The following is a 13,388-nucleotide window of genomic DNA, read 5'->3' as shown; positions in this document are numbered from 1 at the left end:
GGAGTGCTTTTCGTGTCTTATCCGCATCCGCTGACTGAACTGCAGCATGAACTGCTGGGCGATGTCGCCGAGCTCTATGCCTTGCCCGATGTACGTTCCGCGCCGCTGAGCAGCACGCTGCGTTTTGGTTTGATTGCCGATCCGCAATATGCCGACATCGACGCCGATATGGCGAAAAATCTCTACTATCGTCACGCGCTGCATAAGCTGCCGCAGGCGATTGCGGTGTTGAATCAGCAGCCGCTGGATTTTGTCGTTACGCTGGGGGATTTAGTCGATCGCGACTGGAACAGCTACGCGGCGATATTGCCGATTTACGATCGCCTCGAACATCCACATGCGGTGGTGCTGGGTAATCACGATGCGCAGACCATCGCGCAGCATCTCAACGAAGCCGCTGCGCTACCCAAAAGCTATTACGCCTTTGGGCTGCAGGGCTGGCGTTTTATTGTTTATGACGGCAACGACATCAGCCTCTATTGCAACACGCAGAACGGTGACGATCGCAAGCAGGCGGAGGCAATGCTGGTGGACCTGACCGCGCGCCAGCAGCCGCAGGCGAAACCCTGGAACGGTGCGGTAGGAACTCAGCAACTGGCGTGGATTGAGCAGCAGTTGCAGCAAGCCCAGCAGCAAGGGGAGAAAGTGGTGGTGTTTGGGCATTATCCGCTGGCGCCGCATAACAGCCACAACTTACTCAACGGCAGCGTGCTAGCAGAGCTGCTTTCTAGTTACAACATACTATGCTGTTTCTCAGGACACGATCATCGCGGCGGCTTTGCGCGCATCGGTCAAACAGGCTTCTATACGCTCAAAGGGATGCTGGATGGGGCAGAAGAGGTGCCGTATGCGGTGGTTGAAATTGAGGGCGATGAAGTCATCGTGAAAGAATACGGTGTAGCGTCGCCATTTATGGCGACCACTCATGATGATGCCGGCATCTGCCCGCGCTGACGAAGAGTCGCAATCTCTTCGGCGCGTTGCAGCAACTGCTGCAAATCATCCTCATCGATATCCAGCACTTCACCGCTTTCCAGCGCCTGATGCAGGTCTTCACGCGTAATCGCTACGTCGATCACTACAGGCGACGCTTTGGTTTCCGTTGCCGCCAGCGGATGCGGGTAACGGCGCCCAGCGAGATTGTTAAACAGCAACGCCAGCAGCGCGAGGCAAACCGAGTTCAACAGCACCGGCGTCAGAATAAAGTGGTAACCCAGTTGCTGGACGCCGTTACCGCCCAAAATTGCGGTCAGCGCCACCGCGCCGCTCGGTGGATGCAAACAGCGCAGTTGAAACATCAACGCAATCGTCACACAGGCCGCAATACCACACGCCAGCGCGGGATGGGGAACCCACAGCGCGGTGGTGACGCCAACAACGCCCGCCACCAGATTGCCGCCGACAATTGACCACGGCTGCGCCAGCGGGCTGTTCGGCAGACCAAACAGCAATACCGCTGAAGCGCCCATCGGCGCGACAAACCACAGATTCACTTCACCGAGCAGCCAGTGGCTGGTCAGGCTGGTCATCATTAAACCCAATCCCGCGCCAATGCTGGCGATGACCATCTGCTTTCTGCCTCCCGGTAACGGATGAGGCCAAAGGCGGGCCAGAAAGGTGCGCACGGAGGTTATCCACGTCACCGATGGCTGATTTGTCATTACGGAATCACTCTGTCATAAGAAAAAACGATGGGTGCGAATTGTCGCTGATCGATCCGCTGACAACAACCACATTGTTAGTGTGCTGTTATATCGTGGTAAGAGAAATGCTGATGATTGTCGCGAGGCTTAACCAACGCCTAAGGTTGCTGTATAGTCCGTTTTTTTCGGAGGAACCATGCTGCCTAACTCATCCACACGCCTGAACAAATACATCAGCGAGAGCGGAATCTGCTCACGCCGCGATGCCGATCGTTACATCGAGCAAGGCAACGTGTTCATTAACGGTAAACGCGCTGCCGTCGGTGCGCAGGTGTTTGCAGGGGATGAAGTCAAAGTGAACGGGCAGCTGATTGAGCCGCGTGACGAAGAAGACTTAGTGCTGATTGCGCTGAACAAACCGGTTGGCATCATCACCACCATGGAAGAGGGTGAGCGTGACAACATTGGTGATTTCGTTAATCACAGCAAGCGCGTGTTCCCGATTGGTCGCCTGGATAAAGATTCGCAGGGACTGATTTTCCTCACCAACCACGGCGATCTGGTGAATAAAATCCTGCGTGCCGGTAATAACCACGAAAAGGAGTATGTGGTCACCGTTGATAAACCGATCACCGATGAATTTATTGCCGGAATGGGCGCGGGCGTACCGATGCTCGGCACCGTCACCAAAAAGTGCAAAGTTAAAAAAGAGTCGACCTTTGTCTTCCGCATCATTCTGGTTCAGGGGCTGAATCGTCAGATTCGTCGAATGACCAAGCACTTCGGCTTTGAAGTGACCAAGCTTGAACGTACGCGCATCATGAACGTCAGCCTGAAAGGCATTCCGCTCGGTGAGTGGCGCGATTTGACCGATGACGAGCTGATCGATCTGTTCAAACTGATTGAAGACTCATCATCCGAAGGTCAAAAAACGCAGAAGACGCAGGCGAAAAAGAAACCCGCCAGCGCGGCGAAAAAGCCCGCGACGGTTGGCGCTAAACCGGGTGAGAAAGCGGGGGCAAAACCGGCTAATCGCCAGCGTTTCGCCCAGCCAGGTCGTAAGAAGAAAGGGCGTTAATTTTCTTTCCCCGCGCACAGCGCGCGGGGAAAAGCCGTCACTTGTCGTTGCCAAACCCTTGCTTCTTCAGCGCGTCCAGCACGTGCGGGAAGTAAATCTTGTGATAATAACCGCTAACGCTTTCACTCCAGCTCTCGCCATCCTCACGTCCGGTATTTTTCCAGTGCTGCACCATCTCCTGATTGTAGGCAGCGATGTGTTGCTCCAGTCCATCACGTTGATAGCGCTCTTCATGACGGAAGGTAGCCAGCGGCAGACGCGGCTTCTGATGCGCAGGCTGATCGACATGGCCAATCACCACGCCCGCCACCGGGAAAGTATATTCCGGCAAATCCAGTAAGCGGATTAACGCCTGCGCATCGCGACGAATACCGCCAATCGGCACAATGCCCAAACCTTCAGCACGCGCTGCCGCCATGATAGAACCCAACGCAATACCCACATCGGTTGAGCCCGACACAATGCTTTCGATGCTCTGCTGCGCGATCTGCTCGCGGTCGATAGCGTTCATCGCCAGACGCGATTTATGCATATCCAGCACCAGGGTAATAAACACCGGGGCTTTGGCAATCCACGGCTGACCGCCAGCAATCTGGGAGATTTGTGCGCGTCTTTCAGCATCGCGCGTCACCACCAAAGAGACCTGCTGCGAGTTCACCGAGGTTGGCGCGCGATAGGCGGCCGAAATGATGCGATCCAGCACCGCATCCGCAACGGGAAGGTCGGTAAAACTGCGATCGCTTTTATGACTGGTGAAAATATCGATTAATGAACTCATGGATCCTCCTGATTGGGAGGCGAGAGCGTAGCAGAAGAGAGAGTGATGTGACTTAACCGTTGTTGCCGTGGCTAACTACTTCTTTTGAATAAGCAAAGTGCGGAATGGGATAAGCGATGAGACCGGTGCATAAAGCACCGGCTAAGCGACTCTGGCTTCAGCGACAGCCGGATGAACGCTGCGATCGGGTCCGCTCAGCATCACCGGTTTACCGGAACGTAATCCGCGCTGGAACTGAGTCATGCGTTCATGGCTGATCCCGGCACCGCACCACAGCAGGTGATGATCGTGGCGGCTTTCTGAACTGTACAGCATCGGTTGTGAGGTTTGATCTACCTCGACGCAAAATCCTTGTCCGGTAAGGCGAATGGCTTCCAGCCACACTTCCGTTTCATCGCCGGTGCTGACCACTTCCAGTAACAGTGGCATCTGCTGCTGACGGGCTGAAGCGCGTTTTACACAGTCGCTGTGATGAACGATCGCTTCATGAAAGCGCGTTAACCTGCGTGATGCCCCGCGACGCGTATCATCACGCAGCCAGCGGTTGAGCGGTTTCATCAGCACATTGACGAAATCGTCGCTGCTGTAATCGCCCGCCAGATTGCGCACAGTACGCGCCAGTTCTCGATCAGAGCCTAACTCCAGCTGCCGTAACAGATCGCCGCGGCGTGCCACCCAACCAGACGAAGAGTAATCGAGCCCGCAGTGACGGCCTTGATAGATTTGCCACAGCGTGGCACCACCCGAGGTCAATGCCATCATGGCGAGCACTTCATCAACCTGATGTCGGCTCCAGTCCTTATTGACGTGATTTTCAGAAATTAATCCACCGCGCAACCAGCGACGTAAATTGGCGCGGTTGGCACCGGTAATGGCGCAAACGGTTTCAGTTGAATAAAAGTTCATTACGAGCCCTCAGATAGAGGGTGAATGGCCGTGGGTGCTAATCCAGGATGAGTGACCATCCTGAACCTTATCTGTATGGATTACCAGTATCTTTACGTAACTGTGCATAAAAAACCGACAAAGCGCAGCGGGAAAAAACGCACCGAACTAGTGCGTATTGGCTATTACCAATCGCCAGCTAGCCTAAGGAGAAAATAGCATTATGGATAAAAAATGGCTGTGATAATTTTTATTTCACACGCCAGATAACAGGCGTCACACAACATTATTTTATTGTTTCCAGGGATATTAAGAATGAAAAAGCACCGCCTGGCAGGTCTGTTATTGGCTTCTCTATCACTATTATCAGGAATGGCGCACGCCGAGGATCAACCGATTCCGTCGCTGGCGGGTAAACGCATTGGCATTACCGTCGCGGGTACCGATCACTACTGGGATTTGAAAGCTTATCAGGGACAAATCGATGAGGTGAAGCGCCTTGGCGGAACGCCGATTGCGCTGGATGGCGGGCGTAAAGAGTCGCAGCAAATTGCGCAGATTCAGACGCTTATTGCGCAAAAACCGGATGCCATTATTGAAACCCTCGGCACAGCGTCGGTGCTGGAACCCTGGCTGAAAAAAATACGCGAAGCGGGCATTCCTTTATTTACCGTTGATACCGCCAGCCCATCCAGTATTAACGTCACCACATCGGATAATTTTTATATTGGCGAACAGTTAGCATTAAAACTGGTAAACGACCTGCGCGGCGAAGGCAATATTTTGGTATTTAACGGTTTCTATGGCGTGCCGGTAGTCGCAATGCGCTACGACCAGTTAAAAGCCGTGCTGAAGTGGTATCCGAAAATTAAAATTATCCAACCTGAATTGCGCGATGTCATCCCGAATACCGTGCAGGATGCGTATGCGCAAATCAGTCAATTACTGAATAAATATCCGAAAGGTTCGGTGCAGGCGATTTGGGCGGCGTGGGATGTGCCGCAAATCGGCGCCACGCAGGCGGTAGACGCTGCCGGACGCAACGAAATCAAAACGTACGCGGTGGATGGCAGCCCGGATGTGGTGTCGCTGGTTAAAGATCCCTAATCCAGCGCGGCAGCGGTGGTGGCGCAGCAGCCGTATGTGATTGGCCAAACGGCGGTGCAGAACGTGGCGAAATACCTCGCTGGCGATCGTTCGTTGCCGCCCGCAACCTATGTGCCGTCGATTCTGGTGACTAAAGAGAACGCTGCCGAAGCGCAGAAAACCCTGGGTCAAACGGATGGTAAATAACGCGCCGCTGTTGCAACTGCACGCCATCAGCAAAGCTTTTGATGGCGTGCCTGCGCTGCAATCGGTGTCGCTCAGCGTGCATGCCGGTGAAGTACACGGCTTGATTGGCCATAACGGTGCGGGTAAATCGACGCTGATCAAAGTGTTAGGCGGCATTCACGCCGCCGATCGCGGCAGCATCGAGCTGGATGGCCAGCCGCTTACGCTCGCTACGCCCGCGCAGGCGCAACGCCAGGGCATCGCCATCGTGCATCAGGAGCGATTGTTGCCCGACTCGCTGACGGTGGCGGAAGCGCTGTGGCTTGGCAACGAACCGCGCTTAGCCGGTACGCCGTTTATCCTGCGACGTCGTATGCGCCAGCAGGCAGAGCAGCAGCTGCAGCAGCACTTTGGTTTGCAACTCGATCCTGATGCGTTGATCGCCACGCTGAGCGTGGCGGAGCAGCAACTGGTGCAAATCTGTCGCGTGCTGCAAAACGCGCCGCGCGTGGTGGTGCTGGATGAACCGACCGCCGCGCTGGCGCGCCATGAAGTGCATGCGCTGTTCCGGGTAATTGAACGCATGCGCCAGCAGGGCATCGCGCTGCTTTATGTTTCGCACTATCTCGATGAAATTCAGGAGCTGTGCCAACGCGTCACGGTGCTACGTGACGGCAAAGACGTGGCGCAGTTCAACGCAGATCAACTATCACCGGCGGCACTGATCGCGGCGATGGTAGGCGACGCGCGTCATGAACTGGCACCGCGTCAGTCGCGCCGCGCCGGTGCGCAAGTGCTGCAGGTTACTGCGCTCAGCGCGCCCGGCAGTTTTCACAGTGTGTCGTTCACCGGCCGACAAGGTGAAATCATCGGCATCACCGGTTTGTTAGGTTCCGGCGGTAAAGCGCTGATTCGCGCGCTGTTCGGGCTAGAAAACGGCGTCAGCGGCAAGGTTACGCTGGGCGAAGTGAGCGGCGTGCCGGCTTCTCCACATGCCGCAGTGAAGCGCGGTATCGCCTTTGTACCGGAGGATCGCCGCGCCAACGGCGTCGCGTTAGATTTGTCATTGCGTGACAATGTCACCTTAACCACGGTGCAGCGCTTGCTGCGCTGGGGCGGCGTTTCGCGTCAGGCGGAGAGCGAACTGGTGGCGAAGAACATTCAGCAACTGGATATCCGCACGCCGGGGCAGCTGGCGGCGCTGCGTCAGCTTTCGGGCGGCAACCAACAGAAAGCGGTGCTGGCCAAATGGTTAAACACCGGTGCGCGTCTGTATTTGCTGGATGAGCCCACGGTGGGCGTTGATATTGCGGCTAAGGCGGCGATTTATCACACATTGCAGCAGTTGGCTGATGACGGCGCCCTGATTCTGGTGTTCTCCACCGATTTACTCGAACTGCAAACGCTGGCCGATCGCATTATGGTGCTGGCGCGCGGCGAACATGTCGCCACGCTGGAGGCACAGCACACCAGCCATCAGGAAATTCTCTCCTGGGCTTCGGGCACCGGCGCGTTAACGGAGCGTGCTTCATGAGTGATATTACCCAATCTGCACCGGTTTCAGCGCCACGCAGCGTGCGCGGTCAGCAGTGGCTGCAACACGTTTCGCTGCTGATTATTTTGCTGGTTTTAGCCGTATTTGCCTGGCTGTCGCCGATTTTCCTTACGGTGATGAACCTCGGCAACGTGCTGCAACAAACCGCAGTGGTTGGCACGCTGGCGCTGGGCTTAACGCTGGTTTTAAGCGGCGGCGGCTTGCAGGGTATTACCGGCGGCATTGATCTGTCGATTGCCGCCAACCTTGGCCTAAGTGCGGCGGTGTTTGCCAGCCAGCTCAACGCCGGTCAGCCCATCGCGATTGCCTTGCTGCTGACGCTGTTAACCGGTGCGGCTGTGGGTTTGTTTAACGCGCTGGCGATTGTCTGGCTGGGGATTTTGCCGCTGCTGGCAACGCTCACCAGCATGAATATCGCTATCGGCCTGGAAATGGTGCTGACCAGCAACGCCTCGGTGTCAGCCAGCAGCGATCTGCAAAATCTGTTGTTAAGCAACGGTCCGCTAGCGGTGTCGTGGCTGGGCTGGTCGTTTCTGCTGCTGGCGTTTGGCGTGATAGCCTTGAGCCGCCTGACGTCCTTTGGCCTGCGCTTGCAGGCGGTGGGCAGCCATCCGCAGGCGGCGAATGCGGCGGGCATCGGCGTTAAACGCTATCAGGGTTTGAGCTACGTGTTGTGTGGCGTCAGCGCGGCTATCGCGGCAATTGCGTCGGTGTCGCTACTAAGCGGCAGTTCGCCTGGCGCCAACGACAATCTGTTGATGGTGATCGCGGCGGCGCTATTGGGCGTGGTGTTTTCCCGTCGGCTGGTGCCGACACTTGGCGGCGCACTGATTAGCGCGCTATTTCTCAGCCTGATTGCCAACGGCTTTCAGCTGATCAATGTCTCAAGTTACTGGATAAACGGCGTCGAAGGCGTGTTGATCCTGTTAGTGGTTGCGTTAACCGCGCTGTTACGTCGTCGCCAGTCAAGGAGAACGCAAGGTGTCTGATTCTTTGTTATCACCTGTCGCGCCACGCCCGCGCCAGACCGGCTGGCTGCGCGCCATCATCGTGCTGACCTTTGTAGCGCTGCTCGTGTTCTTTATTTTCGCGGCGCCGGCTTTTGCCACTGTCTCCAATATTCGCAGTGTGTTGCTCAATAACGTCGCGCCGCTGGCGATCGTCGCCCTGGCGATGACGTTGGTGACACGCATTGGCGCGATTGATCTCTCGGTGGGCACGGCGATCGATATTGCCTGTCTGGTTTTGGTGACACTGGTGCTGCATCAGGTCAGTTTGCCAGTGGCGCTGTTCGCGGCATTAATTGCCGCGCTGCTGGTTGGCGTGTTTAACGCCTTTTTGGTGACACAGTTGGGCGTGGAGCCGTTTCTCGCCACGCTTGGCACGCTGTTTATCGGACAAAGCGTGCAGCAGCTGTCGTCAAATGGCGGACAACCGGTTTATCTGCTGAGCCAGAAACTGCCCGATGGATTTTCGGCGATAGGTCACGGCGCGCTGCTCGGCATTCCGCTGCCGTTGTGGCTATTGTTGCTGGTAGCGCTGGCGCTCTATCAGTTGCTGCATCGCAGCGCCACCGGCCGTTCATTGCGGGTAATGGGCGAGCAGTACAGCGTTGCGCAGCATTCGGGCGTGCCAGTGAAACGACTCACTGCGCTGGCGTTTATTCTCGCAGCGTTGATTGCCGGTATCGTCGGTTTGATTCTGGCGGCAAACGTCAAAGCCTGGGTGCCGCTGTCGGGCAATGCCTATCTGCTGAATGCGATTGGTGCCAGTTTTATTGGCGCCACCTTCGCGCCATCACGTCGGCCCAATGTGTTAGGCACGCTGCTTGGCGTGGTGCTGCTGAGCTTTATCGCCAACGGCTTGCTGCTGGTCGGCTGGAATTTTTACTGGCAACAGGTCGCCACCGGCGGATTAATTTTCATTGTGCTGGCCGTCGGGGCTCTGCGCGCGCGTCATCACAGCTGAGAGAGGTCAAAGATGAGCCGGGCACCGTTTTTACTGTTTGGTTTTATGATGAATGTGCCGGGCCACATCTCCGCAGGATTGTGGCGGCATCCGCAGGATCAGGCTCATCGCTATACCGAATTGCGTTACTGGACCGATATTGCCCAACAGCTGGATCGCGCCGGGTTTGATGCGCTGTTCATCGCCGATGCGCTGGGTCAGTTGGACGTGTGGCAAAACAAGCCGGACGCGGCGTTGCGTCTGGCGACACAAATGCCGGTTAACGATCCACTATTGCTGGTTTCTGCAATGGCAGCGGTGACGCAACATCTGGGCTTTGGCATCACCGTTTCTACCACCTACGAACAGCCGTATCTGCTTGCGCGCAAATTCACCACGCTTGATCACCTGAGCAACGGGCGCATCGCCTGGAATGTGGTGACGTCAATGCTGGATTCAGCGGCACGTAATCTGGGGCTGACGCAGCAAATTCCGCACGATGAACGCTACGATCGCGCGCAGGAGTTTCTCGATATCACCGGCAAGCTGTGGGAAGGATCGTGGGAAGAGGACGCGGTGCGGCGCGATAAGCAATACAGCGTGTATAGCGATCCGGCCAAAGTGCATGCTATCAAGCATGCCGGGCGCTGGTATCAGGTACCGGATGCGCACCTAAGCGAGCCCAGTCTGCAGCGCACGCCGGTGCTGTTTCAGGCGGGAACCTCCAGTCGCGGGGCGCAATTCGCTGCACGCAACGCGGAAGTGATATTTCTCGGCGGCGTTACGCCGCAGGCCATTGCTGCGGATATCCAACGCATCCGCCAGTTAGCCGCAGCAGAAGGGCGCCATGCGGCTTCGCTGCGTTTCGTCACGGCTATCACGGTGATCACCGCAGAGAGTGATGAAGCCGCGCAGGCTAAATATCGCGATTATCAGCAGTACATCAGCGAAGAGGCCGCGCTGGCGCTGTTCTCTGCGTGGACCGGTATCGACTGGTCACAGGAGGATTTGGATACGCCGCTAGCGTTTCGTGAAACCGATGCCTGTCGCTCAGCCTTAGCCAGCCTGACGCGCATTGACGATCAAAAACGCTGGACGCTGCGTGATGCGGCGCGCTACATCGGCATTGGCGGATTGCATCCGCTGCTGATCGGCGGTCCGGAGAGTATCGCCGATCAGCTGGAACAGTTTGCCGCGGAGTCGGGTGTTGATGGCTTCAATCTGGCGTGGGCGATTAGTCCCGGCAGCTTTGAGGATTTTATCCAGCATGTGATGCCGGTGCTGCGTAGCCGAGGGCTTATCCGTGAAACGCCCGCGCAAGCCGTGACGTTGCGCGAACGGTTGTTTGGTCAGCCGCGACTCACGGCTGACCATCCAGCGGCACGTTTTCGCCACCGTTAATTCCATGCATGGCGCGGCGGCGGGGTGCCATTGAGGTAATAATTGCCGACGTGGTAATACTTCCAGCGCACCGGATCGTGCAAGGTGTGGGTGCGCGCATTGCGCCAGTGGCGATCGAGGTTGAACTCCTGCAGCGTTGAGCGTGTACCCGCCAGTTCGAACAGCTTGTTACCTGCCAGAATAGCGATTTCGGTAGTTAACACTTTGGCTTCAGCGGTAGCGACCGTTGCCGCAGCCACCGTGCTTTCATCGGGTTGCCGCAGCGCCAGATCAATCGCTTCGCCAGCGCGCCACAGTAAGGCTTCAGCGGCGTGCAGGCGAATTTTCAAATCCCCGACTGCCGCCAGCGTAAAGTGATCATCGGATGCGCGCTCCTGACCGCTATCAATCCACGGACGTGACCGCTCGCGCACAAAATGCAGCGTGTCTTCAACAGTGCCGCGAGCAATGCCCACATCCACCGCCGCCTGAATAATCTGCGAAATCGGACCGGCGGCAGTCGGGCGCTCAAACGCCTGATAAGCCGGGATCACGCGGGATAGCGGGGCGCGCACGTTCTCCAGCAGCACGGTGCCCGATGCCGTGGTGCGCTGACCAAAGCTCGACCAATTGTTAATGATGGTCACGCCCGGCGTGTTGCGATCCAGCACAATCAGATGCGCGCGATCCTGATCGTCGAGCGCCACTGCGTGAATTCGATGCGCCAGCAGTGCGCCGGTGGCGTAGAATTTCTCGCCGTTGATCACCACGTCATCACCTTCACGCTGAAAACGCGTCTGGAAATCGGCGACGGTGCGCGAATTCTTCTCGGAGAAAGCGTTGCCCCAGCGCAAGCCAGCCAGCACTTCGCCCAGTAGTTCTTGTTTCTGCGCCTCGCTGCCATCCGCCACCAGATGCGCCACGCCGGCTAAATGGTTCTGCGGTAGCTGACCGAGCGCGGAATCTGCCGCCGAAATGATGGCGATGACTTTCGCCACCGTCACCCAGGATACGCCCGCGCCGCCATAGATTTTAGGGATCGCCATCGCCCACAAGCCACTTTGTGAGAACGCATCCAATTCGTTGAGCGGCAAGATGCCTTCGCGGTCGCGCAGTGCGGCGTCACGCGCAAACTCGGTGGCCAGACGTTGAGCAATCTCAATGGCTTCGGCATCATCACGAATGATATGCGCCGGTTCAGCAGGTAAGGGAACGGGTGCTTCAGGCTGTTGGGAATTGACCTTCAGGATGTGGGTTTGGCTGAGCGACATGAGAACTCCCGATAATGACGATGTAGGGAAAATATCTTCTCATGCGCTCAGCGCGCGCCATATCTCAATTGCGGCTATGCAAAGTGAAAAATAGCGTTAACACAACGGTTTACTGCGCGACTTTCACCACGGTTTTACCGAAGTTTTTGCCTTTCAGCATATCGAAAAACGCCTGCGGGGCATTTTCCAGCCCGTCGATCATGTGCTCGCGGTAGTGGATTTTTTGCTGCTCCACCAGCGGCGTCATCGCTTTGAGGAATTCAGGATAACGATCGCCGTAATCCTGGAAGATGATAAAGCCCTGCATGCGAATACGACGTTTAAGAATGCCGCCCATGATTTGCGGGGTGCGATCCGGGCCCGGCGGTAATTCGCGGCTGCTGTAACCAGAAACCAGGCCACACACCGGCACGCGCGCCGCGGTGTTCAGCAACGGAAATACGGCATCAAACACTTTGCCGCCAACGTTTTCGAAGTAGATATCAATGCCGTCCGGGCAGGCAGCCGCCAGCTGTTCCGCAAAGTCGTCACGATGGTGATCGATACAGGCGGAGAAACCGAGCTTCTCAATCGCATAGCGACACTTCTCTTCGCCCCCCGCAACGCCGACGACATGGCAGCCTTTGAGTTTGCCAAGCTGACCCACCGTTGCACCGACCGGGCCGGTAGCCGCCGCGACCACCAGGGTTTCACCCTGTTTTGGCTGGCCGATATCCATCAAGCCCATATAGGCCGTAAAGCCCGGCATACCGAGAATGCCCAGCGCCCAGGAAGGATGGGGCAGATCGCCCAATTTCGCCACGCCGTTTCCGTCCGAAACCGCATAGCTTTGCCAGCCGCTTTGCGCGAGGAGCACATCGCCTTGCTGGAAATCCGCGTGTTTAGATTCCACCACTTCGCTCACCGTGCCGCCAACCATCGGTTGGTCGAGTTCAGCAGGTGCAGCATAAGATTTGCTGTCATCCATGCGCCCGCGCATATAGGGGTCGAGCGACAAATAGAGCGTGCGCAGCAGGATTTGGCCGTCCTTCACGTCAGGAATGGGCTGCTCCACCAGGCGGAAATTCTCTTTTACCGGTTCGCCATGCGGGCGTGAAGCTAATAGCCAAGCTTGATTACGTTGATTAGATTGCGACATTTTTACCTCTATTAGCGTTTCCACGTGAGGCAAGTGTAGACGAGGAAAAGGCATTAAGGCCGCCTGTGCAGAACTTAAGTGTTGCTATATGATAACATTTTGGTAAAAATATAGACATTGTTATCATATACCAACAATAGAGGTTTTATGTTGCCTGGTTTGCAAGCAATAGGCGCTAAATGTCAGGAAAGGCGCAAGGCTAACCGTTGGACTCAAGCCGACGCTGCGACGCGTGCAGGCATTCATCGCACGGTTATTTCACAGATTGAAAATGGCCATTACGCGGGATCGTTGAAAGCATTTACTCTTTATTTGACGTCACTGGGATTGAAACTTTCAGCCATTGATTTCTCATTTCCACAGCTAGAAGACCTGGACACTTTATTTGATGAGGGTTGACCTCATCCTTGCATGAATTTTCAATATGTAACTTTTGAAGTT

Annotated in this window: 14 protein-coding genes; 9 read left to right on the top strand and 5 right to left on the bottom strand. The window is 56.3% G+C overall.

Annotation, left to right across the window (positions count from 1 at the left end):
* Positions 1–12 precede the first annotated feature (12 nt).
* Positions 13–954, top strand: coding sequence for a metallophosphoesterase (locus K5Y33_RS05890; RefSeq protein WP_222233448.1), 942 nt, complete (start codon positions 13–15; stop codon positions 952–954).
* Here K5Y33_RS05890 and K5Y33_RS05885 read toward each other — a convergent pair.
* Positions 924–1,661 (bottom strand): HPP family protein, encoded by a 738-nt coding sequence (locus K5Y33_RS05885; protein ID WP_222233447.1) that lies wholly within the window; start codon positions 1,659–1,661, stop codon positions 924–926. The genes K5Y33_RS05890 and K5Y33_RS05885 overlap by 31 nt on opposite strands.
* A 178-nt stretch (positions 1,662–1,839) precedes the next feature.
* Here K5Y33_RS05885 and rluF point away from each other — a divergent pair, with 178 nt between their 5' ends.
* Entirely contained in the window at positions 1,840–2,721 is an 882-nt protein-coding gene (gene rluF, locus K5Y33_RS05880; protein WP_222233446.1) for a 23S rRNA pseudouridine(2604) synthase RluF, read from the top strand.
* A gap of 37 nt (positions 2,722–2,758) precedes the next feature.
* On the opposite strand, the gene K5Y33_RS05875 is transcribed toward rluF, so the two are convergent.
* Together K5Y33_RS05875 and K5Y33_RS05870 are read right to left on the bottom strand one after the other, a co-directional pair.
* Complete coding sequence (locus K5Y33_RS05875; protein ID WP_101764410.1) at positions 2,759–3,499, bottom strand: nitroreductase family protein; 741 nt, start codon at positions 3,497–3,499, stop codon at positions 2,759–2,761.
* A 141-nt stretch (positions 3,500–3,640) separates the two neighbouring features.
* Complete coding sequence (locus K5Y33_RS05870; protein ID WP_110866144.1) at positions 3,641–4,405, bottom strand: hypothetical protein; 765 nt, start codon at positions 4,403–4,405, stop codon at positions 3,641–3,643.
* Between the two features lie 294 nt (positions 4,406–4,699).
* Between K5Y33_RS05870 and K5Y33_RS05865 the strand changes: the two genes are divergently transcribed.
* From K5Y33_RS05865 to K5Y33_RS05845, 6 genes are read left to right on the top strand one after another with little or no spacing between them, the layout of a single operon-like run.
* Positions 4,700–5,491 (top strand): sugar ABC transporter substrate-binding protein, encoded by a 792-nt coding sequence (locus K5Y33_RS05865; protein ID WP_255610237.1) that lies wholly within the window; start codon positions 4,700–4,702, stop codon positions 5,489–5,491.
* Positions 5,492–5,509: 18 nt separating this feature from the next.
* Positions 5,510–5,677, top strand: a complete 168-nt coding sequence (locus K5Y33_RS23640; protein ID WP_255610236.1) for a hypothetical protein — start codon at positions 5,510–5,512, stop codon at positions 5,675–5,677.
* A complete protein-coding gene (locus K5Y33_RS05860; protein WP_222233445.1) occupies positions 5,667–7,190 on the top strand; it encodes a sugar ABC transporter ATP-binding protein in 1,524 nt (507 codons plus the stop codon). Before K5Y33_RS23640 ends, K5Y33_RS05860 begins: the two co-directional genes overlap by 11 nt.
* On the top strand, positions 7,187–8,200 hold the full coding sequence (locus K5Y33_RS05855; RefSeq protein ID WP_222233444.1) for an ABC transporter permease: 1,014 nt from the start codon (positions 7,187–7,189) through the stop codon (positions 8,198–8,200). Before K5Y33_RS05860 ends, K5Y33_RS05855 begins: the two co-directional genes overlap by 4 nt.
* Positions 8,193–9,179 carry an ABC transporter permease gene (locus tag K5Y33_RS05850; RefSeq protein ID WP_222233443.1) on the top strand — a complete coding sequence of 329 codons (987 nt, stop codon included), beginning with the start codon at positions 8,193–8,195 and terminating at the stop codon, positions 9,177–9,179. Before K5Y33_RS05855 ends, K5Y33_RS05850 begins: the two co-directional genes overlap by 8 nt.
* A gap of 12 nt (positions 9,180–9,191) precedes the next feature.
* Positions 9,192–10,559: an LLM class flavin-dependent oxidoreductase gene (locus K5Y33_RS05845; RefSeq protein ID WP_222233442.1), complete on the top strand. Its 1,368-nt coding sequence runs from the start codon at positions 9,192–9,194 to the stop codon at positions 10,557–10,559.
* Here the strand turns inward: K5Y33_RS05845 and K5Y33_RS05840 are convergent.
* Together K5Y33_RS05840 and K5Y33_RS05835 are read right to left on the bottom strand one after the other, a co-directional pair.
* Positions 10,556–11,809 (bottom strand): SfnB family sulfur acquisition oxidoreductase, encoded by a 1,254-nt coding sequence (locus K5Y33_RS05840; protein WP_222233441.1) that lies wholly within the window; start codon positions 11,807–11,809, stop codon positions 10,556–10,558. The two genes, K5Y33_RS05845 and K5Y33_RS05840, sit on opposite strands and share 4 nt — an antisense overlap.
* Positions 11,810–11,918: 109 nt before the next feature.
* Entirely contained in the window at positions 11,919–12,947 is a 1,029-nt protein-coding gene (locus K5Y33_RS05835) for an NADP-dependent oxidoreductase (RefSeq protein WP_222233440.1), read from the bottom strand.
* Positions 12,948–13,094: 147 nt separating this feature from the next.
* Here K5Y33_RS05835 and K5Y33_RS05830 point away from each other — a divergent pair, with 147 nt between their 5' ends.
* On the top strand, positions 13,095–13,346 hold the full coding sequence (locus tag K5Y33_RS05830; RefSeq protein WP_101764402.1) for a helix-turn-helix domain-containing protein: 252 nt from the start codon (positions 13,095–13,097) through the stop codon (positions 13,344–13,346).
* The last annotated feature ends 42 nt before the right edge of the window (positions 13,347–13,388 follow it).

The organism is Pantoea sp. DY-17, assembly GCF_019795975.1.
Classification (GTDB): domain Bacteria; phylum Pseudomonadota; class Gammaproteobacteria; order Enterobacterales; family Enterobacteriaceae; genus Pantoea; species Pantoea leporis.
Note: the sequence above shows the minus strand (reverse complement) of the source record. Positions and strands in the feature narration are given on the sequence as shown.